The sequence below is a fragment of the Arthrobacter sp. Z1-15 genome, from assembly GCF_054792395.1.
The window spans coordinates 1,670,941-1,691,436 of the sequence record NZ_CP096454.1 but is presented as its reverse complement, the minus strand read 5'-3'; the positions used below and the strand labels follow the sequence as shown (position 1 = coordinate 1,691,436).

At 63.8% G+C, this 20,496-nt stretch carries 19 protein-coding genes; 8 read left to right on the top strand and 11 right to left on the bottom strand.

Annotation, left to right across the window (positions count from 1 at the left end; translation table 11 throughout):
- Positions 1–38 precede the first annotated feature (38 nt).
- Positions 39–1,529, bottom strand: a complete 1,491-nt coding sequence (locus M1D40_RS07790; RefSeq protein ID WP_461170767.1) for an ABC transporter permease — start codon at positions 1,527–1,529, stop codon at positions 39–41.
- Positions 1,530–1,845: 316 nt separating this feature from the next.
- Between M1D40_RS07790 and M1D40_RS07785 the strand changes: the two genes are divergently transcribed.
- The 3 genes from M1D40_RS07785 to M1D40_RS07775 are packed head-to-tail and all read left to right on the top strand — an operon-like array spanning position 1,846 to position 5,682.
- Complete coding sequence (locus M1D40_RS07785) at positions 1,846–3,294, top strand: basic amino acid/polyamine antiporter (protein WP_461170766.1); 1,449 nt, start codon at positions 1,846–1,848, stop codon at positions 3,292–3,294.
- Between the two features lie 34 nt (positions 3,295–3,328).
- Entirely contained in the window at positions 3,329–4,588 is a 1,260-nt protein-coding gene (locus M1D40_RS07780; protein WP_461170765.1) for an arginine deiminase, read from the top strand.
- On the top strand, positions 4,588–5,682 hold the full coding sequence (locus M1D40_RS07775; RefSeq protein ID WP_461170764.1) for an AI-2E family transporter: 1,095 nt from the start codon (positions 4,588–4,590) through the stop codon (positions 5,680–5,682). The genes M1D40_RS07780 and M1D40_RS07775 overlap by 1 nt, the downstream gene beginning before the upstream one ends.
- Before the next feature lie 255 nt (positions 5,683–5,937).
- Here M1D40_RS07775 and M1D40_RS07770 read toward each other — a convergent pair whose 3' ends face one another.
- From M1D40_RS07770 to M1D40_RS07755, 4 genes are all read right to left on the bottom strand, one after another.
- On the bottom strand, positions 5,938–6,981 hold the full coding sequence (locus tag M1D40_RS07770; protein ID WP_461170763.1) for a CNNM domain-containing protein: 1,044 nt from the start codon (positions 6,979–6,981) through the stop codon (positions 5,938–5,940).
- The gene (locus tag M1D40_RS07765; RefSeq protein WP_461170762.1) at positions 6,978–8,384 is read right to left on the bottom strand and encodes a hemolysin family protein; all 1,407 of its coding nucleotides are present in this window, start codon (positions 8,382–8,384) and stop codon (positions 6,978–6,980) included. Before M1D40_RS07765 ends, M1D40_RS07770 begins: the two co-directional genes overlap by 4 nt.
- Before the next feature lie 304 nt (positions 8,385–8,688).
- Entirely contained in the window at positions 8,689–9,030 is a 342-nt protein-coding gene (locus M1D40_RS07760) for a hypothetical protein (protein ID WP_461170761.1), read from the bottom strand.
- 81 nt (positions 9,031–9,111) lie between these two features.
- A complete protein-coding gene (locus M1D40_RS07755) occupies positions 9,112–9,936 on the bottom strand; it encodes an SDR family oxidoreductase (protein WP_461170760.1) in 825 nt (274 codons plus the stop codon).
- 285 nt (positions 9,937–10,221) lie between these two features.
- On the opposite strand from M1D40_RS07755, the gene M1D40_RS07750 reads away from it, so the two are divergent.
- Positions 10,222–10,650 (top strand): ACT domain-containing protein, encoded by a 429-nt coding sequence (locus M1D40_RS07750; RefSeq protein ID WP_461170759.1) that lies wholly within the window; start codon positions 10,222–10,224, stop codon positions 10,648–10,650.
- 59 nt (positions 10,651–10,709) lie between these two features.
- Positions 10,710–11,099 (top strand): hypothetical protein, encoded by a 390-nt coding sequence (locus M1D40_RS07745; protein ID WP_461170758.1) that lies wholly within the window; start codon positions 10,710–10,712, stop codon positions 11,097–11,099.
- Between the two features lie 66 nt (positions 11,100–11,165).
- Here M1D40_RS07745 and M1D40_RS07740 read toward each other — a convergent pair whose 3' ends face one another.
- Positions 11,166–11,648 (bottom strand): GNAT family N-acetyltransferase, encoded by a 483-nt coding sequence (locus M1D40_RS07740; protein ID WP_461171027.1) that lies wholly within the window; start codon positions 11,646–11,648, stop codon positions 11,166–11,168.
- A 219-nt stretch (positions 11,649–11,867) separates the two neighbouring features.
- On the opposite strand from M1D40_RS07740, the gene M1D40_RS07735 reads away from it, so the two are divergent.
- Complete coding sequence (locus tag M1D40_RS07735) at positions 11,868–12,893, top strand: AarF/UbiB family protein (RefSeq protein WP_461170757.1); 1,026 nt, start codon at positions 11,868–11,870, stop codon at positions 12,891–12,893.
- Positions 12,894–13,141: 248 nt separating this feature from the next.
- On the opposite strand, the gene M1D40_RS07730 is transcribed toward M1D40_RS07735, so the two are convergent.
- Positions 13,142–13,534, bottom strand: a complete 393-nt coding sequence (locus M1D40_RS07730; RefSeq protein WP_461170756.1) for a GNAT family N-acetyltransferase — start codon at positions 13,532–13,534, stop codon at positions 13,142–13,144.
- A gap of 126 nt (positions 13,535–13,660) precedes the next feature.
- Between M1D40_RS07730 and M1D40_RS07725 the strand changes: the two genes are divergently transcribed.
- Positions 13,661–13,879, top strand: a complete 219-nt coding sequence (locus tag M1D40_RS07725; protein ID WP_461170755.1) for a hypothetical protein — start codon at positions 13,661–13,663, stop codon at positions 13,877–13,879.
- Positions 13,880–13,939: 60 nt separating this feature from the next.
- Here M1D40_RS07725 and M1D40_RS07720 read toward each other — a convergent pair whose 3' ends face one another.
- On the bottom strand, positions 13,940–14,500 hold the full coding sequence (locus M1D40_RS07720) for a TetR family transcriptional regulator (protein WP_461170754.1): 561 nt from the start codon (positions 14,498–14,500) through the stop codon (positions 13,940–13,942).
- A gap of 83 nt (positions 14,501–14,583) precedes the next feature.
- On the opposite strand from M1D40_RS07720, the gene M1D40_RS07715 reads away from it, so the two are divergent.
- Positions 14,584–15,330 (top strand): SDR family NAD(P)-dependent oxidoreductase, encoded by a 747-nt coding sequence (locus M1D40_RS07715; protein ID WP_461170753.1) that lies wholly within the window; start codon positions 14,584–14,586, stop codon positions 15,328–15,330.
- 43 nt (positions 15,331–15,373) lie between these two features.
- Here M1D40_RS07715 and M1D40_RS07710 read toward each other — a convergent pair whose 3' ends face one another.
- From M1D40_RS07710 to M1D40_RS07700, 3 genes are read right to left on the bottom strand one after another with little or no spacing between them, the layout of a single operon-like run.
- A complete protein-coding gene (locus tag M1D40_RS07710) occupies positions 15,374–17,167 on the bottom strand; it encodes an ABC transporter ATP-binding protein (RefSeq protein WP_461170752.1) in 1,794 nt (597 codons plus the stop codon).
- Positions 17,160–19,280 carry a hypothetical protein gene (locus M1D40_RS07705; RefSeq protein ID WP_461170751.1) on the bottom strand — a complete coding sequence of 707 codons (2,121 nt, stop codon included), beginning with the start codon at positions 19,278–19,280 and terminating at the stop codon, positions 17,160–17,162. The genes M1D40_RS07710 and M1D40_RS07705 overlap by 8 nt, the downstream gene beginning before the upstream one ends.
- Positions 19,277–20,359 (bottom strand): phosphotransferase family protein, encoded by a 1,083-nt coding sequence (locus M1D40_RS07700; protein WP_461170750.1) that lies wholly within the window; start codon positions 20,357–20,359, stop codon positions 19,277–19,279. Before M1D40_RS07700 ends, M1D40_RS07705 begins: the two co-directional genes overlap by 4 nt.
- Positions 20,360–20,496: the final 137 nt, after the last annotated feature.

Below are 20,496 nucleotides of genomic sequence, written 5' to 3'. Positions count from 1 at the left end.
CTTCCGGTTGTTGTTCCTTCCCGGGGTTCCGGGACAGGTCAGGTGCCCGCGTGCCGGGGAGCCGCCCCGGTGCGCGGATGTTGGACGGGCCCCGCCGTCGGGCTGCCGCCGGCGCCTGGACCGGAACCGCCGGCAGCCAGCTGGGCCCGCCGCCGCCCAAAGGCGCGCTCGTAGATGACTGCAAAGAGCATTGCCACAATCACCGCGATGACAATAAGGATCAGCATCCCGATGATGCCGCTTTGCAGTCCTGCGCCGGCGTCGGCGTCGAAATACAGGACGGCGCGGTTCGCCATGGTCATTTGATACAGGGGTTCGCCGCGGGCGATGAAGCGGAAGAACCCCGGCAGGGCCTCGAGCGGGACGACGCCGCTGGCGGCAGGCAGGCCCATGAACACGATGTAGATCATGGACAGGATCATTCCGGCGCTGCCCAGCGCAGTGATCAGCGCAAACGTCACCGCAGACACTGTGACAATGGACAGCCAGGTGGTGAGGAAGTACCAGCCCCCGTGCGGGATCGGCATGCCGACGGCGGCAGCCACCCACATCATCAGCCCTGCCGTCGGCAGGGCTCCGAGGGCGACAATTCCCCACTTGGTGAAGAAGGTAACCCAGCGGGGCGGGCGTATCGGCGGCCCCAGGACAAAACGCGGTCCCAGCTCGATGGGCAGCACGCCCAGCCGGGAATCGACCAGGAAGTGTATCGCCACCGAACCGGCAACTCCCACGATCATCAGCAGCACCGAGTAGAAGAACGCGCCCATGCCCAGCGCCGTCCCTTCCGGCGGCGTCTCATAGGCAGTGGTTGTCACCTGGATGGGGGTACTCAGCAAACTGGCCGATGTGCCCGTCACTTTCGGTGCCAGCTGCTGTTCGAGCTGCGTCGGCAGTTCTGCTCCGGCGGTGCGGAGCTGGCGGTCCAGCTGGGCCTGCGCCGCAGTCTGGGCACTCTGCGCCGCGGAGGTCAGCTGTTCACCGACGCTCTTGTTGGCCTGGCCCAGCGCCGGGTTGACGGCATTTGTGGCCAGGCTGCTGGCCAGCGGTCCGGCCAGCGGGGCGGTGTACACGGTGACGGCGGGCCGGGTCACCTCGTCTTCCGTCAGTGTTGCGTTCACCAAGGCGAGCGCATCCGCCGAGAAGGACTCGGGGATGACAACCGCTGCATGGATCTGCCCGTTGCTCATCTGGTCCCGGGCCTCGTCCCAGGACAGCACCCGCAGGTCGATCTCCTCGTTCCGGGAAAAACCCTGCCGCATTTGGTCGGTGATGGTGGCACCAAGGTCTTCCCGGCCGCCGTCGGGCGCTTCCGCTCCGGCATCCTCATCGACGACGGCGATGGGAAAGTGGTTCAGGTGGCCGCCGGGGCTGCCGAGTCCGCCGATGTAGAGTGCGGTGCCGGTGCCGCCCAGCAGCAGGAGCACCAGCAGCGGCAGCAGCCACAGCCGGGGCGAGTAATAGGGGTGGCGTTTCTTCGCGTGGCGCACCCTGCGGGTGGCGGAACCGTTGTTGTCGGTATGGGCGGGCATGGGGCGTACCTCCGGGAGCAGGAGTTCTCGCGCTGACCTACCTATCGAGCGTATCCGCGGCGCCATGATGCCGATACACGCGCCCCACGGAAACGATCGGCGGCACACAACACTGCTGCCGTGAAAGGAAGGCGCGGCCGTCAGATTTCTACTTCTTCTGCGTTCGAATGCACTGTATCGGGTTGATAGTGAACCAAAGCACAGAGTATTTTGGCCTGCATATCGCGCTGGATACCGGCCCCGGGTCTTGGCCCGGGGTGGATGTAGCGGCCCAGTTGCAGTGTCAGCACCCTCGTTCCCCCCTATAGGGAGAGACATGTCTGATTCGCAGGTTCTGGAAGGAAAACCAACAGCCGCAAAGCTGTCTTTATTCACTCTCACCACGGTTGTGGTCGGGTCCATGGTGGGGGCGGGAGTCTTCACGCTGCCCCGGCGTTTCGCGCAGGAAACCGGGGTCCTGGGTGCAATTATTGCCTGGCTTATCGCCGGCCTGGGAATGCTCACCCTGGCGTTCGTCTTCCAGCGGCTGGCCATGCGCAAGCCCCTGCTCGACGCCGGCGTTTTCGCCTATGCGAAAGCTGGGTTCGGCGATTATGTGGGGTTCTTCTCCGCAGCCGGATACTGGGCCAGCGCGTGCGTTGGAAACGTGACCTACTGGGTGCTCATTATGTCCACCCTCGGCGCCCTGTTCCCGCAGCTTGGCGCCGGAGACACAATCCTCGCCGTGGCGTTGTCCTCGGTCGGGCTCTGGGCGTTTTTCTTTATCATCCGACGAGGCATTAAAGAAGCAACGGCTATCAACCGCATCGTTACCGTCGCCAAGCTGGTTCCCATCATCGTCTTCGTGATTTTGGCGATCGTAGTGTTTGACCCGAGCGTATTTGCCCGGAACTTCGCCGGGGCGGATTATGCAGGATCGCTCTTCCAACAGGTAAGTTCCACGATGCTCGTCACCGTGTTTGTCTTCCTCGGAGTGGAAGGGGCCAGCGTCTATTCCCGGCATGCCCGGCGACGGGAGGATGTAGGACGGGCCACGGTGCTCGGTTTTCTCAGCGTTCTCGCCGTCTTTGCTTCAGTCACCATCGTGTCCTACGGAATCCTGCCGATGGAAGGAATCGCCCAGCTGCCCCAGCCTTCCATGGCGGGAGTTCTCGAAGCAGCTGTGGGGCCTTGGGGCACGGTGTTCATCAGCGCGGGCCTGATTATTTCGGTATTGGGCGCGTACCTCGCTTGGAGCCTGATGGCGGCCGAAGTGCTCTACGTTGCCGCATCGGAGAGGGACATGCCCCGGTTCCTGGCCCGGCTCACCGAGGCTGATGTACCGGTCAATGCGTTGCTGCTCAGCACCATGCTGAGCCAACTCGTGCTTATTGTTACCTACTTCTCAGAGGACGCCTTCGACTTCGCATTGGACATGACGGCAGTACTGACCCTGATCCCGTTCCTGCTTGCGGCCCTCTACGCCCTCAAGCTGTGCGTCACCGGAGAGACTTACTCGGGCGCGATGAAGCACGGCTGGCGGGGGGATCTGGTCGTCGCGGTAGTGGCCACCGTCTACACCGTCTTCCTGATCTATGCAGCCGGGTTGAGCCTCGCGCTCATTTCGCTGATTTTTTACGCCCCGGTGACGATCATGTTCGTCGTCGTACGGCGCGAAAACAGACAGCGAATCTTCAGCCCGCGTGAGTTGATCCTCTTCCTCTTCACGCTGGCCGGGGCAGTTGCAGGCGTGACTGCCCTCTCCCAAGGCTGGATACGGCTCTGATCTGCCTCCGTCACGACCATAGAAGGAGAAGCATATGATTCCCGCAGGCACCGAACCGGCCGCCACCTATGGAGTACATTCTGAAGTTGGCAAGCTCCGCAAAGTCCTGGTCTGTTCTCCGGGACTTGCACATGAACGCCTCACACCCACCAACAGCGACGAACTGTTGTTTGACGATGTCATGTGGGTCGAAAACGCCCAGCGAGACCATTTGGACTTCCTCAACAAGATGCGCAACAGAGACGTGGAAGTAGTCGAACTCCACGATCTGCTGGGACAGACCATGGATATCTCCGCGGCTAGGGCGTGGTTGCTCGACCGGAAGATTGTCGCCAACCGGGTGGGCCTCGGGCTGGTCCCGGGTACACGTGCCTTCTTGGATTCGCTGGCCGGCGCTGAACTTGCGCGCTACCTCATAGGGGGGCTGTCGACGTGGGACCTTCCTGCTGACTACCGCAGCGACTACATCAGCCTGGCCCGGGAGTCCCAGGGCACGCCCGAGTACCTCCTACCGCCTCTTCCGAACACGCTTTACACTCGGGACACCACCAGCTGGATTTACGGCGGGCTCACGATGAACCCGTTGTACTGGCCGGCCCGGCATGATGAGACCTTGCTAATGCAGGCCATTTACCGTTTCCACCCTGATTACTCCGGTGCACTGGTGTGGTGGGGAGATGCAGAGCTCGATTGGGGACAGGCTTTCCTGGAAGGCGGCGACGTTATGCCGGCTGGAAACGGGACAGTCCTCGTGGGAATGAGCGAACGCACTTCCAGGCAGGCGATCACCCAATTAGCGCAGGCTTTGTTTGCGGCAGAAGCGGCGGAACGGGTGGTAGTCGCGGGCATGCCGAAGCTTCGGACGGCCATGCACCTGGACACGGTGTTTACCTTTGCCGACAGGGATCTGGCTACCGTCCACCCATCCATTGTTGACGGAATCCACGCATTTACCCTTCGGCCTTCCGACAAGAGTCCGGGTCTCGAGGTGACCGATGAAAAAGACCGGCGCTTCGTTGACGTTGTGGCTGCATCCCTTGGCTACGACAAACTGCGTGTTGTGGAAACGGCCGGAGACTTCTATGCCTCCGAGAGGCAGCAGTGGGACAGCGCGAATAATGCCGTAGCGCTGGAACCCGGAGTTGTGTTCACCTATGACCGCAACACCCAGACGAATGCGGCCCTCCGGAAGGCAGGAGTCGAAGTCATCACCATCGTGGGAGCTGAGCTGGGCCGGGGCCGCGGCGGCGGCCACTGCATGACCTGCCCCCTCATGCGAGACGCCGCCGACTAATGTCAGACGAATCGACCAGCCCGATTCCCGCGGGCCCGCCCCGCGCAACATCATTTTTCCTGATGGTTGCCGGCATTGTCATTACGTTGATGGGGCTGCGGGAATTGTCCTGGCTGTTCGGACCGGTTCTACTGACAGCATTCGTCATTGTGCTGGTTTACCCAATCTGCACCTGGCTGACCCAGCACGGCATCCCGCGACCACTTGCCCTCAGCGCACTACTGCTCCTCGTCTTCGGCCTGTTGGCCGCCTTGCTGACCGTCATCATCTATTCGATAAGTCGGCTGGCAAGTCTGCTCCCCGAGTACTCCGAGCGGATGCAGGGCATTGTTTCCGATCTCGCCGGTTCACTGAGCGACGCCGGCATAAGATCGCCCCAGGCCGCAGAGCTCCTCCAGAGCATCAGTCTCCCGCAGGCGGCCGTTTGGCTTACCGGCCAGATCCCGCCACTGGTGAACATAGCGACGCTCCTGGTGTTTACCGGCACTGTTCTCGTCTTCCTCGGTATCGAGGCCAGCCAAATGCCAATGCGCGCGCAGTGGCTGTGGCGCGACTACCCAATCCTCGCTCAGTCGTTGGCGGTGAGCGTCGTGGGCATCCGTCGTTTCATCGGAATCACTACGGTGTTTGCCGTCATTGTCGGGGTGCTGGACACCATATTCCTCATATTGATGGGGATCCCCCTGGCGTTGCTCTGGGGAATTCTGGCAGCAGTCTGCAATTACATCCCTTATCTTGGGTTCCTGATTGGAATGACCCCGCCCGCGATACTCGCGCTATTGCTCCACGGGTGGGAGTCGATGCTCCTGGTCGTCATCGTTTACGTGAGTCTGAATTTCATCATTACGTCGGTTGTGCCTGCCAAGGTCATTGGTGACGCCGTGGGGCTCTCGATGGTCGTCGAAGTGGTCTGCATTGTTTTTTGGTCGTGGATCCTGGGACCGATTGGAGCCATTCTGGCCGTGCCGGTCACAATTGTTGCTAAGGCAGTCTTGGTTGACTCCGATCCACGCGCGCGCTGGCTCCATGGGTTCGTCTCCTCCGGCAAGCTCGTTCGCAGGACGGCGCACAACGCGGACCGCCCGGCGGGGTGAAGTTACACTTCGTGATGCGATGCTCATCCTCGGTTTGTGGATAAGTTTTACTACCGGCGAATGGATCGCAATGATCTGCGCAGTGGGCCTAGTCGTGCTGCCGGCAGGCAGGTATGCCGCCCGGCGGTGGTCAACGGTAATTGGCAGGCAGCCGGAAATCGGGACCGACAATGTTCTACACCCTCAGGTCGGAACGGTCAGCGCGGCAATCCGCGGCGTGGCCGCTCCGAACCATGTTGGGCTCGATGGATGCCCCTAGCCGCCTGTGACAGTCGAGGCCGGCTTCATGGCCTCACCCTCAGGCAACACTCGACGCAGCACATCCGCGAGGGTGATGACGCCGATGAACCGGTTCTTTTCCATGACCGCGGCCAGCTGCTCGCTGGCGCTGCGGATGCGGGCCAGCGCCTCGTATACGGGAGTGTCTGCCTCGAGGGTGAAAGCCGGACGGGAGAGCTCCTTGACGGGCCGGTTTTTTGCCTCGAGCAGCGTGTCGCGCACATGGAGCACGCCAGGGACGCCGCCTTGGCTGTCCGACACCAGGATCCGCATGTGCCGGGAGCGGCGGGCGGCGTCCTGCACATCGGCTACAGTGGCTTCGCTCGACACCGTGGTGGGGACGGATCCGTGCGCAATGAGGGACTTCACGGTGAGTTTCTCCAGTTCGAGCACCCCGGTCAACTGGGTTCGGAAGGAAGCATCGAGGGCGCCCACCGAGGCGGAATGCTCCACCAGATGCCGGATCGTGTCCACATCCTGCCCGCCTACCGCGGCGCGCTCCACTGGTGTTACGCCGCTGGCAGCCACCAAGCGGTTGGCAATGCCGTTGATCCAGCTCAGCAGCGGGCGCACTGTCCAGATGAACGCCCGGGAGGGGATGCCAATCAGCTTGGCCGAGGTCTCCGGAAAAGCAATGGCCCAGGATTTGGGGGCCATCTCCCCGATCACCAGGTGCAGGAAGGTCACGAACAGCAGCGACAGGACGAACGCCGAGCCCCCTGCCAGCTGTTCCGGCAGTCCCCAGGAGAGGAACACCGGACCCAGCCAGGCGTCAACGGCAGGTTTGGTGACCGCGCCGAGGGCGAAGGTGCAGGCGGTGATGCCCAGCTGGGCACCGGCAAGCATCAGTGTCAGTTCGTTGATACCGCGCAGGGCCGCCCGGGCAGACCTGTTGTTGGCGGCTTCGGCTTCGAGCCTGTGGCTGCGTGCACCGAGGAGGGCAAACTCGATGATGACGAAGAAGGCGCTGAGGGCAATCAGCAGTACGGTTACGGCGGTCACGGCCCAGGGGCTGCTCATCGGGTCTCCTCCGCGGCTTCTTTGAGGTCTTCCCGGTGGTCCGGGTTCTCGGGGTCGGTTTCAATCAGTCGGACACGCAGCTCGCTGGGAACATGGCGTGCAAGTTCCAGCACGTCGACTTCGAGGGCTCGGCTGACCTGGTGTTCCAGCGCGAGTTCACGCGGATCATCCGGCAGCTCGATACGCACCGTGTCTCCTGCGGCAGGCAAGGCGCCGCGGGAGGCAATGACGAGCCCGGAAATGGTCTCGTAGTCGCCCTCGGGCAGCTGGTGCCCAATGGCACGTTCCACTTCGTCCACATGGATTTCGCCGCCCATCCGCCAGGACCGGGCATCTTCGGTCTCGATGAAGGGGGCCGGCTGGTCGTCATGCTCGTCGGTCAGCTCGCCGACCAGCTCCTCAGCCAGGTCCTCGAGGGTCAGGACGCCGGTGAAGCCGCCGTATTCGTCGATCACGCAGGCCAGCTGGTTCTTGGATGCCACCAGGTGGGACAGGACATCAGGCAGCGACATGAGGGTCGGCACCACCAGCGGCGGCCGCATGATTGTCGAAACCGGGGCGCCGTCGGGCTCCCGGGTTTCCAAGAGGTCCGCGAGCTGGACGACGCCAAGCGGCTCCTCTGTCGGCGAGACCACGGGATACCGCGTGTGGGCGGCGGCCATCAAGGCACGCACCTCTCCGATGGTGGTCTGCGGAGTTACGGTTCCTACCCGGCTGCGCGGAATCATGGCGTGGTCGACGTCGCGGTCCGGGAAGTCCAGAACACGGTCGATGAGGACTGAGAGGTCCTCGGGCAGATCCCCGCTTTCACGCGATTCGGCAACTATCCGTTCAAGGTCCTTCGCAGTGGCCGTGGTGTCCATGTCGTGGACCGGTTCGATGCGGAAGGCGCGCAGCAGAGCGTTGGCGGCGTGGTCGAAAACAGTAATGAGCCATCCAAAAACCGTGAGATAGGCCGTGGTGGAGCGTGCCAGTCCAATGGCCATGGGTTCAGCGTTGGCGATGGCGAGATTCTTCGGATACAACTCGCCGAAGATCATCTGGACCACCGTGGCCATCACCAGTGCAAGGACGGTACCTACGGAAATCCCGACGGCGGCCGGAACACCGACACCGCCGAGGAGCCTGCCCAGGGACTCGCCCACGAGGGGTTCGGCCACGTAACCAACCAGCAGCCCGGTGACAGTAATGCCCAGCTGCGCTCCGGAGAGCATGAAGGAGGTTCGCTTTGTTACTTTCAGGGCCCGCTGCGCTGCGGCGTCACCGGCTTCGGCTCTCGCAGCAAGGCGGGAACGATCCACGGACATGTAGGCGAATTCCTGTGCCACGAAATAGCCGTTGGCGGCGATGATGGCCAGGATGGCAACTATGCCTAGAAGGAGGAGCAGAATTGGTTCAAGCATTAGAGCTGCACCTCCTTGAGGTAGGTGCAGCGTCCGGGCGGCAGAGCGCCGGACTTCTTGCGGCAGTGTTTGAAACTCGGACTATGGCTCGGGTCGCTGGGCGACCCGGATGTCTTAGTCGATCGGCCCATTTGAGGTTTTTGCACTCTCCAAAGGTCGGTTTTACCGGCTAATGGCAGTATATCGAAAAGCTCAGTTGTCCTGCGGCAGGGCTGTTCACGTTCTGCCCCGAAGCAACCTCACCCGCGCCTCGGCTATACACACCCTGTGCTCTCCCTGGCTGGACTGAAGTCAGGAAAGATCGTTAGGGTGCCGGGAGTTCATACCCGGCAAGATATTCGCGGGTGGCTGGGTCGTAGAGCAGGACGGCCGGCGCCGGCGACGTCGCCAGTTCCTGCAATTCTTCTGCCGATTGTGTGCCGCGCAGAGCATCCAGCTTTTCCCGCTGGGCCCGGTCCGCTGCACTTGCTTCACCACTCGGGGCTTCCGTGATTCCGCCGAACAACAGCGAACCGGCTCCTGCATCAGCGGATTCCGGAGCCGGCTGCGGTGCGGGCTCCCTGATGAGACCCACTGCAGCTGCGCCAATGACCAGCAGCCCGGCCGCACCAAGAGCGTTGATGGAACGACGAATTGTGAAATTCACGGTCTTCCCTCCGTAGGCAAAGAGCATCCCAAAGCCGAGACACCCTCGAAGCCTCGATACTAGCCCCGCCTGTGGCTGGACTCAGGGCACGGCGCGGAAGTGAACGGCATGCTCGTTTGCCCACTGGGCGAAGGTTCGCGGGCGGCCGCCGGTGACCTCTTCGATGGTGGGCAGGATCGTGTCAGCTGCTTCTGGAGGGTTGGTGGCCAGCCGGATGCCGAAGTCGACATAGTCCTCGTCGTAGCCGTAGCCGCGAAGCCGTTCACGCTCCGCCTCCTCACTCAGGTGGACGAACTCGATCGGCTCACCGGTGGCATCAGCGAGCAGGCGTGTCCGCTGGGCAGGAGTGAGTGCCTCCGGTCCGGTCAGCGGGTAGGCCTTGCCGCCGTGTCCGGCTGTGGTGAGCGCTGTGGCTGCGACGCCGGCGATGTCCGCTTCGTGCACGACGGCGCTGGGGTAGGCGGCGAGCATCGAGACTGTGCGTGAGGCACGGACTTCGGGTGCCAGGTCAAGCGCGTTACCCATAAATTCTGCCGGCTGCAGGACGGTCCAGCTGATAGAACTGGCTGCCAGGGCCTCTTCAATGCTGGTAGGTGACCAACCGCCGAGGACCGTGGACCGGCTGATGCCGGAGCGCTCGGCGAGTTGAATAATCTCGGCCCCGTTGGTGAGCTCACCGCCCTCGCCGCCGCCGAAAGTGATCAGGTGGACGGCGTCCATGCCCTCGAATGCTGCTTCAAGGCTGGTGGTGTCAGTGAGGTCACCGGTGACCGTTTCGACTCCGCCCGGCAGGCCGGCCCTGGTGGGGTTACGGGTGAGCGCTCGGACGGCGTGGCCGGCCTCGTGAAGCTGAGAGACGAGGTGCCGCCCGACCTGGCCTGTGGCTCCGGTGACGAGAATATGCATGGGGCGGGGCCTTTCGTTGCAGGCTAGCTGATCTGGATGATTCCCATCGTGGCAGGGCTTGTGGTCAGCTTGTGTCCGCATGGTCCATTGGCCTTGCAACCCGCCAACCCGCCAAGCGGCACCCGGGTCCTTGAGTTGCTTGGCCTGCTTCAGAATCGGCACCTCCGAATGCTGCCGACTCGATGCGGCCCAAGTTGTGGTGGTCGTCGAACTTCTGTCATAGTGGCCGGGCGATTAGAGTGACGCCGCCGTGAGCGTCTTCCGCGACACCGAGTCGGTGTAGACATGACCCTGAATCCAACCACGCCGGTAGTAAGCCTCACTCTCCTTCCGGACCGTTTGAGCGTTTACCGTTTCGATCCGCTTACCTCTTTGGCGGACCTTGGCCAGCTGTCCGGCGTATGGTCGATTACCCGCACCCAAAAGGAGCTCTCCGTGGTGGCGGAGGAAAGTGCCTGTCTTAGCGCAGACCAGGTGGATCCCGGGTGGCGTTGCCTCTACGTGGACGGGCCGGTTCCGTTCGATTTAGCCGGGGTTGTTGCCGGTCTCACAACCGCGGTCGCCCGGCAGGGCCTGCCAGTCTTCGTTTTATCAACTTTCGACAGTGACCTCCTACTCCTGCGGGGTGAATCGTTAACTCAGTCTCTGCAGGCCCTGCAAGACAGCGGTTACCTGATCCAGCCGCACGGAAGCGAAAGGGTGAATCTAGACTGACGCAACGGCAGCAGTTCAAGGAGCCGTTCTGTTCTGCAACGATGAAGAAGGGGGCGGACATGAAGAAGGCTGACCAACGAGCCGGCTCGGCAGGTAAACCGGTGACACGTCTCCTCTCCAACATCCTGACTGTCGTGACGATCCTTGCGGCCGCAGCTTTGGTGTTGGCCCTAGTGATAGATCCACTGATTGATGCAGCACTGGGTCCTCTGATCGGACCGCTTATCTGGACGCTGGCAGTGTTTACCGCAATTCGCCTGCTGCTGAATTTCCGCCGTCTTGGATTGAGCGCCGCCGCTCCCCTGCTGAATTCGGCGTCGTTACAGTCCGGGTTCTTCGGGTTTCCGCCGGGAGCCTCAAGGATGGAAGAATCGGGTGCAGCGGCTTACACAATCTCCGAGACAGCCGATGATCCCCAGCGAAACAGGCCGGATGAAAGATCACCCTGAATGCGGGCAGGTTCTACCGCCCGTTCGCCATCGCGGGAACTACCGGGCAACCGCCGCCGGAGGCAGCTAGCGAGTCAGTGCCAAAACGTGATCTTGGGATAACACGCGGTCGGCATACAGCAACATCGTTGCCGTTGGATCGGGGTCATAGTTGTCCGGCCCCTCCCATTGTTTGCGAAGCCCTGCTCGTTCGACCGCACGTTGCGAGCGTGCGTTTTGCTGCGCGACAACAGCCGTTATCGGAAAGTCAGGACGTGCCGCCTGCGCATATGCGATGCCGGCTGCAGCGACTTCCTGAGCGTAGCCGCACCCCCAGCTCTGGGGCCGCAGACTGAAGGACAGATTCCACGCGTTGGACGACAATATCTGGCATCCACCCATCCCCACCAGATCACCCGCAGAGGCGCCGTCCACGGCCTCGAGTACCCACAATCCGTGCCCGCGCTGCTGCCACTCAGCGATCCGGCGCTGGAGCACTGCTTGCGTATGCGTGATCGAATTGTGAGCGAGCATTGGATCACATGCGATGAGGCGAGGGTCCGAGTACATTCGGAACAATTCGTCCGCATCGCCGGGAACAGGCCGACGCAAAACCAACCGGCCGCTTGAACTGTGCACAACCTGTTCGATGATGGCTCTTCCTTTAGGCGGCTCTGGTGAAATCCGTACAGTATCCCAATGAGGCATGAGGCAGTATCCCACTGAGGCAGTATCCCACTGAGGGATCCCTCTCCGCCTGCCGAGCACACGAGGCCTTACGGTGTAGTGATGACGGTACGCATAGTTGAAGCACGAACCATCTCTACTCTTATCGACGGGCTGGACGATGCCAGCGTGCAGACCCTCATTGACGATGCTGATGAAGCAGGCGCGGGCATCGGTGGAACAACTAAGACAGTGAGTATTGGTAACACCGCTGTCTTCGTAAAACAGCTCCCCCTGACAGACATCGAAACAGCGGACCCGACCGCCACTCTCAGCCGGCTCCAGCTCCCCTTCGTCTCCCACTACGGGATAGGAAGCCCTACCCATGCGGCGGGGAGGGAACTGGCAGCGCACCATATGACGTCCGGCTGGGTGCACGCGGGAGTTGTGGATTTCTTTCCGCTTTTGCTCGGCTGGCGAGTGATCGATTCAAAATGCACAGCAGACCTCAGCGAGTTCGACGGCGATGCTCCTCCCCGCCAATGGGGGCCACATTGGCCTCAGGTCGAAAGCAAGCTTGAGGCGATGAAGGATGCCTCCAAGAGCATGGTGTTCTTCCTTCAGTACGTGCCCGGAACTCTCGGCGACTGGCTACGCAGGAGTGTGGCCCAGGGCACTGGGGCGAGCGTCTTCCCCGACGTCGTCGAGCAGCTTCTGAACGCCACAGCATGGATGAACGCCCAGGGTTTCCAGCACTTTGACGTGCACCCGGGCAACATTCTCATCCGGGATGGCAGACTGCTCTTCACGGATTTCGGCCTGGCGCTTCACCGCGACTTCGACCTCACAGCGGAGGAAGAAGCATCGATGCCCACGCATGACGGCTTCGACCGCGACACCGCCCTGATGCACCTGTTCCACTGGACGTTATTTGAACTCGGCTACACCTCCGGTCCGGAGCGTCTGGAGCTGTTGCGTTCTGCCGCCGCTGACCCAACCGGGCCGGCGCTGGACCCGGTTCGAACCGCACTCGGCGACGGTGCTGACCTACTGGCGCAGTATGCGGGCATCGCCGTCGATATGACCGAGATGTTCCGGGCACTCACGCACGATGCCCTCGCGGTGCGCTATCGAAGCTCGCAGGGCTAAGGCCCAGGCGGGCGGTTAGCGTTATCCTCACCCTCGGTCCGGGTGCTCCGCATTTCGCCTCGGTTCTGGCTCACGAGAACAAGCGCGAGCAGCGCGGCTCCGAACAGCATGGACATGGGGCCCAGGATAAAAAGTTCGTCTCTAACAATCCTGAAAAGTCCCCACCCAAAGGACCAGGTTCCCACTAGAGCCATCAGGCTCCGCAGCGGCCTCGGGAAAGCATGCCGTTTGATCAATGCGGTCCCCCCTCACACGTCCGCGGTATCTTTCAGGACCTTCCTGAACAGCACATATTCGCCGTCGCGGCCCGTGGTCTCGTAGCCCGCGCCCTCGTAGAGCAGGCGTGCCTGATTGGCTCGGTGAACGCCGAGCTCCACGACGCGGGCCCCGTCTGGGCATACCCTCTGTTCGAACGCATCCAGGAGCAGCCGTCCGAGTCCTTGGCGACGACGGCTGCCGATGACGTTGATCGAGACCAGGGTTGCGGTTCCATCATCGAGGCTCCACATCGCATAGCCGAGCGGGTGTCCATCTGCATCGATGCAGAACAGCGTGTGGGGAAGGCATTCGATCCAGAAGGCGAGGTTCAGGTCCAGAGCCGCGAGCCACCCCCGGTGCGCATCCGGCTCAATGGTCTCCATGTACTCACGCTCCTGGCGAAAGATGAATGGCAGATCGCTTACGTCCGCGGGTCTGAGGCGTGTCGGCATGGTCATGGACATGAGCATCTCACACCGGTTTCACGCTGCGGCAGTTAGGCTGTGGCCATGACTGCATGGAGCCGCTACCTGTTCGGAGTCTCGATCGTGTTCGGAGCGGGCACAATGATGCTCGCCGAGCAGGTGCCGGAATGGTGGGGGCCGGTGTCGATACTCGTCATGGTTCTGGCTGCTTCTGCTTTCCTCACCTGCTCCGTTCTTGAGTACCGACGCGGGCGTGCGGCAGCCGGCGCGTCGGAGCAGCAGCTCTTCCGCGAACCAGCGTGACCGCCGGCGGCAGCCTGTCGCCGGGTTCGGTTCCGGAGGAAACTGTCCGGGCCGGCCAGCTCAGGATTCGGCTTGCAGCATTCGCTCGACGGCGGTAACGACCGCCTGGCGGCGGGCGGCAACTTCCTCAGCTTTGACTGGATTTTTCCCGAGACCGGTAAGCCCCTCCGGTGAGAGCTGCCAGGCTTGCGCAATGGCGTAGGTGAAGACCAGGACGTCGACGGCAGACAGCGGGCGTGCGGCAGCCGCCGCGACGGCGAGCGCCTTGTTCCGATAGACATCGCTCGGCTCGGCGGTGGCCTCCGGCCGCTCAAGCTGAGCCCACATGCTCAGGCGGAGGACGTCGGGGAAGCGCTGATGATGGTCGAACACGTCCCCGGCCCAGCCTGCCAGGTCCTCGGGGCGCGGGGGGACGCTCTCGGCCATCCGGCGCAGCGCCTCCGCTACCGTGGCATCGAACAGACCGCTCTTGCTGCCGTAGTAGGCGTAGATCATCCGGACGTTGCTCTGTGCCTGGGCGGCGATCCGCTCCACGCGCCCGCCGGCGAAGCCGTGGGCCGCAAACTCCACGGTAGCCGCGGCGAGTATCCGCTCCCTCGTGGCTTCAGCGTCACGTGCCATGCGTTTCCCCTCGGTAGGTATTGACGGGCCTGTGCCCGGACACTAGCTTACAAGTAAGTATCCATTTACTTATGGGAGTCGACATGACCCGTATTGCCCTCATAACCGGAGCCAACCGCGGACTCGGACGATCCACCGCTCTCGCTTTAGCCCGGAACAAGATCAAAGTCGTTGCCGCTTCACGGGGCGGTGCCCACGACGTCGTGCACGAAATCCTCGATTCGGGCGGCGAAGCGGTCGCGGTCGCTATGGATGTCGCTGACCTGTCGTCCATCGAGACCGCCCGCGCCGCGGTGCTCACCGCCATCCGGGAGGAGTGGAACGCCGGCACTCTCGATGTGCTGGTCAACAACGCCGGGGTGGGACTGTTCGCGCCGCTCGGCGCCATTACGGCAGAAGACTTCGACACCACCTTTGCCGTCAACGTCCGTGGTCCGCTTTTCGTCACGCAGGCCTTCCTGCCCCACCTGTCGGAAGGAGCAAGCATCGTGAACGTGTCGAGTTCGCTCAGCCGGCACGTTAGCCCGGCAACCTCCGTCTACGCAGCTTCCAAAAAGGCCCTCGAAGCACTGACCCGGAGCCTCGCCCTCGAACTCGGCCCGCGGGGCATTCGGATCAACTCCATCGCACCCGGGCCGACCGCCACCGACTTTAACGGCGGAGCTATGCGCGACAGCGAAGCCATGCGCGCGGCACTGTCCGGGCAGACCGCTCTGGGGCGGGTGGGTGACCCGGATGAAATCGCCGACGCGATCTCTGCCCTGGTGTCCCACGAGCTCCGCTGGGCTACCGGCGAACGCATCGAAGTATCCGGTGGTGTGCTGCTGTGACCGGTCCCCGGCCTCAGGGAGCGCACAGTAAGCGGCGTCGCCGTCAGATTCGCGTGCTTGGCCGTTCGGGGGCCAGCAGCAGTTCATTCGCATCCCGGTAGAGGCCTGGTCGTGAGGAGAGTTCGGTGTGTGTTCCGGCGTCGACAACGCGCCCGTGTTCGATGACGTACACCCTGTCGGCGTCGCGCAATGTTGATAGCCGGTGGGCGATGACCAGAACGGTGCGTCCGGCAGTGAGGCGGGCCAGGCCGGCCATTACATAGGACTCACTGATGGCGTCCAATCCACTGGTCGGTTCATCGAGCACCACGATGGGAGTGTCGGCAGCCAGCGCCCGGGCGATGGCGATGCGTTGTCGCTGTCCTCCGGACAGGGATGAACCGTGCTCCGCAATCTGTGTGTCGTATCCCTGGGGCAGGCGGTCAACGAACTCATCGACGTACGCCGCTTGTGCGGCGGCCAACAAGTCCTCGCGGCTGGCGTCGGGGGCACCGTAAGCGATGTTGTCCAGAACCGAACCGGAGACCATCAGCGGGTCCTGCAGGACGACGGCGATCTGGCTGCGCACCGAGTCCAGGGTCAGCTCACGGACGTCCTGGCCGTCGAGGAGCACCTGTCCGGCGGTGACGTCGTAGAACCGTGGGACCAGGCTGACGAGCGTTGATTTACCGGCACCCGTGCGGCCGGCAAGCGCCACGACCTCGCCCGGTCCGGCGGACAGGGATATTCCGTGCAGGACCGGGTGACCTGGCTCGTACCCGAAAGACACGCCACGCAGTTCGACGTCGCCGCGCAGCGGTTGGGCGTCCAAGGCGTCGCGGTGTTCGGGTATCACCACGGTGGAGCGCAGCACCTCCTCGACCCGTTCGGCGCCCGCCTGGGCTTTGCCGACCGTCGACGCCAGTCGTGCCAGCGCTTTCATGGGCCCGTAAACCTGCGCAAGGTACGCCAGCAACACCACGAGCACTCCCAGACTCAGTTGACCGCGCAGGACCATAGTGGCTCCGACGAACAATACGGCGGCGCGTCCGATCTGGGAGATCAGCTCGACGGCGGCCGGCAGCCGGGAGAGGAGGTCGACTTGGCGCAGTCCCGCTTCCATCCGGGCCTGGGAGTGGGTGCGGAACCGTTCCAGGCTGCGGCGTTCGGCGGCGAAGGACTGTAGCAGCCGAATGGTGGACAGGGTTTCGGTGACATGGCTTGAAACCCGGCCCTCACAGACGCGGGCTTCACGGGAGGCTTGCTTGATAACACCGCGGTAGTGCCGGACGACGGCGTACAGTGCCGGGACGACGCACAACAGCAGGACAGCGAAGACGGGTTCGATGAGCACCGCGATCAGGACGATCCCGATCAGCAGAGCCACGTTGGGCAGCAGGGTGGCGAATACCGCTACCAGCAGCACCTGGATGGCATTGACGTCGCCGGTGAGGCGGGTCGCGAGGTCCCCGACCCGCTGCCGGTCATGGAAGGCAAGGGACAGGCGCTGGAGGTGGGTAAAGATGTCCATGCGCAAGTCGTCGGTGAGACGTTCCCCAATCGCCAGCAGGATCCGGGAGGACAGGTAGCTGACCAGGGCAGCCAGGACAGCCAACACCACCAAGGCTGCTGCGCAGATCGCCAGGACCGCATCCGGGGAGTCGGCTAACGGTCCAAGGAGGTTTCCGAGCGGGCCATCCGGCGAACGCCGGTTCAACACGTCATCGACGATAATTTTCAATGGCCACGGCAGCGCCAGTTCCAGTGCTGCCACGACCAGCACCAGCACGCCACCGAGCAGCAGCCGGGTCCGGTAGGGCCGAAGGAGAGGGCTGAAGCTGCGCAGGACCTCAAGCACGGTTGGGTTCCCGGTTTGGTTTTGGTCGCGTCGGGCTCCCGGCACCAACCGTCCGCGGTACGGACCCGGGCCGCTCATGACCGGCTTTGGGCAAAGTTGAATTCGTTGGGTGTGTCGGGTGCAGCAGGCTCTCAGCGGCACCGATCAGTCTGGGGCCGGTTTGCTCGTCGACGGGGCCGGTGCCCACCACCAGATGCAGGTGTCGACCGCACCCGTCCGCGGCGCCGACCAGGGCATGCCCGGTACTCGGGCTGGTGCCGACCAGCTGGCTGGTGTGTTCGGCTGGGTCGTGCGCCACCCAGACGTCAAGCGCGGCGGTGCCTGCTCCCCACCACCTTCGTCCCTGAACCGGATTGATCGCATGCCTGCCGGAACGTAACAGATAGGGGTAGTCCGGGGACAGCGCCACGGTGGTCCTCAGTTCGCCGGGCAGCATCGTCCGGTGTACGCACACCACTATCGCGGTGCCGTCGGCGCGTAGCAGTATCCGTTTGGCCAGGCCCCGGTCCGGACCCGGTTCGACGTCGATCAGTTCCACTACTGCCGCCTCGGCGGTGACCTCGACCCGGCTGAGATCGTGGCGGTGGGTCTCGGTACCCAGCACGCTCAGCGCGCCCGGATGGTTTGGCGGGGTCTGCATGTGCCGGTGCAGTTCGGTCTGAAAGTTCCAGTGGTCAAGCGGGTTTCCGATGACGATAACGCCGGCCGGGCAGGGCCCGGCGCTGCGGGTCACCATCAGGCTGACCCGGCCGCCGTGACGGGGCGAGAGCACGATGAAGAGCCGGTCGCTGCTGATGATCAACTCCTCATGGCCGTCATTGTCGATGTCGGTGAGCAGCACCTGCAACTCGTGACTGCCCGGGTCGGCGGCCCATCTGGCCGCCGCCAGCACAGGCAGGGCGTCGGCAGCGTGCGCAGCGGTGGCCCGCACCCATGGAGCCGGGGCCCGGCCGCCGTCGGGATGCGGATCCTGCCAGGCGGTTTCATGGCGGCCAAGCAGCACCAACCGTTCGGCCAGCGCGCACAATCCCGGGTCGGCCCCGTCGGCTTCGGCCTGCTCCAGCGCCGCTTCGACCCGCTCGAGGCATTCCGCGTACGGAGCCCACCTGGGGTCAGCTGCCCACCGGAAGTAGTCCTCGCCGGCGCCGTGCTGGTGCGCCAACTCGTAATAGGTGCCGGTCTCCGCCGGCAATTCAAGTACGGGCTCGGCCCGATCACACCAGGCATCAAGGGCGACCGGTTCCAGCATCTCGCTTTTGGTGACCCAGCGCAGGAACCGCGCATACCGGTCCAGGCCCTGTTCCCAACCGCCAACGCCGGCAACCCGTTCCAAGTCATCGGCGAAAACCAGCAAGGATCCCGCGGGTGCTGCCTGGGCGTCTTCCGCCAGCTCGGTAACCAGGCTGAGGTGGCTCGGATCGTGCGGAGGCACAAGGTAGCGCAGGTGAGAGGCGATCGGGACGCCGATCAATCCATCGCCACCGGTGATCCGGTACGGCGTCAAAGACCCGGGATGGAGCAGCCCGCGGGCAGTGGCCGGGAACCCGTCTTCATGCCACCGGTAGGGCCCCTTCGCATCGAAGGCCTCTCGTGCGCTGCCCGGATAGTGCCGACCCTCACGCAGCGGGAAGGCCAGCCGGTCATCCAGCAGTACCCGCTCGTACCGCACCCCTGTGCCCTCAGCATCGCGCAGCGGCGGTCCGCACGCGGCGGTGTTCCACACCCGCTCAGGTACCCACGCGGTCCTCAGTTCCCTACGAGGTACTCCGAGGAGTTCCTCGACCAGATCGTGGTAGGTGCGCAGCTGCCGGCGGTTATGCCGGGCGGACGAGAGTGTCATCACGTTCTCCCCGTAGGTGCCGCCGACCAGGCTAATCAAACCGCCGGCCAGATGCTGGCGCAGCCGGACCAGCACGGCCGGCCGGTGCCAGGCGAGCGCCTCCAGGACCGGCCCGGAGATGTGCAGTGCTGCCGGGATTCCCAGCTCGACGTGCAATGACAGGACCGCGTCGTATCCGGCGGCAGCTTCGCTGATCCCGTCGCGGTCGAGGTACCCGTCGGTGATGACAAACTGGTTGGCGTGGTGCACGAAGGCGATGGGCACGGCAGTCACGAGCCGGCCTCCTGTCCGGCGGCCAGGGACTGCAAAGCGCCCCGGACGCCGTTATCGAGCATGGCCTCGGCGATCCCGAGCCAGCGCTGGACCAGGTCGGCACGGCCGGTGCGGTAGATGATCAGCTCGAAGTGCAGGCTCTGCACCAACGCCCGGGCCGCCTCGGCCGGTACTGCCTCCGCATCGGTGCCGCCGCGTCCCGTCCACCGGTCCCAGAACGTCAATGCAACGCTAACGCCGGCCCGGAAGGAGCCGGTACGCATCCACGAGACGATCAGCAGCTGCGCCAAGGCGTAGCCAACGTCGTAGGACGCCCGACGCAGCCCGGCGGTGTCGACGTCAATCGCGGTGACCGCCGGCGGTCCCCCACCGCTGATGAACAGGTTCTCCGGGTGCAAATCACCGTGCGAGGCCACGAGCCCGGCAACCGGTGCGCGTCTGGGGTGGTACAGGCACCTGTGGACAGCCTCCCTGATCTGAAGCAGCCTTCGGGCGTCGAGGGGATACCGGTCGGCAAGCAGCCCGCTCTGGCGGCACAGCTCATCGCCCGCCCGGTGGGCAGTGCGGTCCGGCAAGGTGACCTGCAGCGACTGCAACCGGACCAACCAGTCGGCCGCGGCGACCGCGGCTGTGTCCCGACCAGCTGGCGGGGCCTGCAGCCAATGGGCCCAGTTCTTCCCGTCCGCCAGGTCGGTCACCAGAGTGCGATGCGAGGCGGACCACCCACGTTCCCGGGTCACCGCGAATTTCGCCGGCGGGGCAAAACCCTCCTCGGCCAGCAGCTGCAACCACCGCCGGGTCCACGCCCCCCGGTCATCGGAGTATTGCTTGAGCACCAGTTCCCGGCCGCTGCTCAGCTTCAGCAGGGCCAACCGCTCGGGCCCGCGGCGCAGCATACGCACCTCGGCAAGGACCCCCGCCAGCGCTGGGGCGGCCTCGGCCAGGACCTCGTTGGCCCACTGCACCGATCCGGCAGCGGCCGCAGCAGAACCCGCGCCGGGTAGTGATGGCCGAACGGTCTCGCTTCCTGTCACCAAAGTGCGGGACGGCGGAAATTGATACTGAGTGTGAGTCGTCATGTTAGGTGCTCCCGCGGTGGTTACTGGTTTCCTTACTACGAGGATGAGGGGCGCGGATAAGCCCTGCCTTGGCCGGGCATGAGAGATTTCTTATCTACGGGCTTGCGACCCCGGAAGACTTCGCCGGCGTTCCTGCA

What these genes read in the sequence shown, in the direction of transcription:
- M1D40_RS07750 (WP_461170759.1), top strand. Translation starts at nt 10,222, where the DNA reads ATGACCCTGAATCCAACCACGCCGGTAGTAAGCCTCACTCTCCTTCCG.
- M1D40_RS07730 (WP_461170756.1), bottom strand. Translation starts at nt 13,534, where the DNA reads ATGGAGACCATTGAGCCGGATGCGCACCGGGGGTGGCTCGCGGCTCTG.
- M1D40_RS07700 (WP_461170750.1), bottom strand. Translation starts at nt 20,359, where the DNA reads ATGACGACTCACACTCAGTATCAATTTCCGCCGTCCCGCACTTTGGTG.
- M1D40_RS07720 (WP_461170754.1), bottom strand. Translation starts at nt 14,500, where the DNA reads ATGGCACGTGACGCTGAAGCCACGAGGGAGCGGATACTCGCCGCGGCT.
- M1D40_RS07790 (WP_461170767.1), bottom strand. Translation starts at nt 1,529, where the DNA reads ATGCCCGCCCATACCGACAACAACGGTTCCGCCACCCGCAGGGTGCGC.
- M1D40_RS07725 (WP_461170755.1), top strand. Translation starts at nt 13,661, where the DNA reads ATGACTGCATGGAGCCGCTACCTGTTCGGAGTCTCGATCGTGTTCGGA.
- M1D40_RS07765 (WP_461170762.1), bottom strand. Translation starts at nt 8,384, where the DNA reads ATGCTTGAACCAATTCTGCTCCTCCTTCTAGGCATAGTTGCCATCCTG.
- M1D40_RS07755 (WP_461170760.1), bottom strand. Translation starts at nt 9,936, where the DNA reads ATGCATATTCTCGTCACCGGAGCCACAGGCCAGGTCGGGCGGCACCTC.
- M1D40_RS07745 (WP_461170758.1), top strand. Translation starts at nt 10,710, where the DNA reads ATGAAGAAGGCTGACCAACGAGCCGGCTCGGCAGGTAAACCGGTGACA.
- M1D40_RS07785 (WP_461170766.1), top strand. Translation starts at nt 1,846, where the DNA reads ATGTCTGATTCGCAGGTTCTGGAAGGAAAACCAACAGCCGCAAAGCTG.
- M1D40_RS07715 (WP_461170753.1), top strand. Translation starts at nt 14,584, where the DNA reads ATGACCCGTATTGCCCTCATAACCGGAGCCAACCGCGGACTCGGACGA.
- M1D40_RS07775 (WP_461170764.1), top strand. Translation starts at nt 4,588, where the DNA reads ATGTCAGACGAATCGACCAGCCCGATTCCCGCGGGCCCGCCCCGCGCA.
- M1D40_RS07740 (WP_461171027.1), bottom strand. Translation starts at nt 11,648, where the DNA reads ATGTACTCGGACCCTCGCCTCATCGCATGTGATCCAATGCTCGCTCAC.
- M1D40_RS07770 (WP_461170763.1), bottom strand. Translation starts at nt 6,981, where the DNA reads ATGAGCAGCCCCTGGGCCGTGACCGCCGTAACCGTACTGCTGATTGCC.
- M1D40_RS07780 (WP_461170765.1), top strand. Translation starts at nt 3,329, where the DNA reads ATGATTCCCGCAGGCACCGAACCGGCCGCCACCTATGGAGTACATTCT.
- M1D40_RS07735 (WP_461170757.1), top strand. Translation starts at nt 11,868, where the DNA reads ATGACGGTACGCATAGTTGAAGCACGAACCATCTCTACTCTTATCGAC.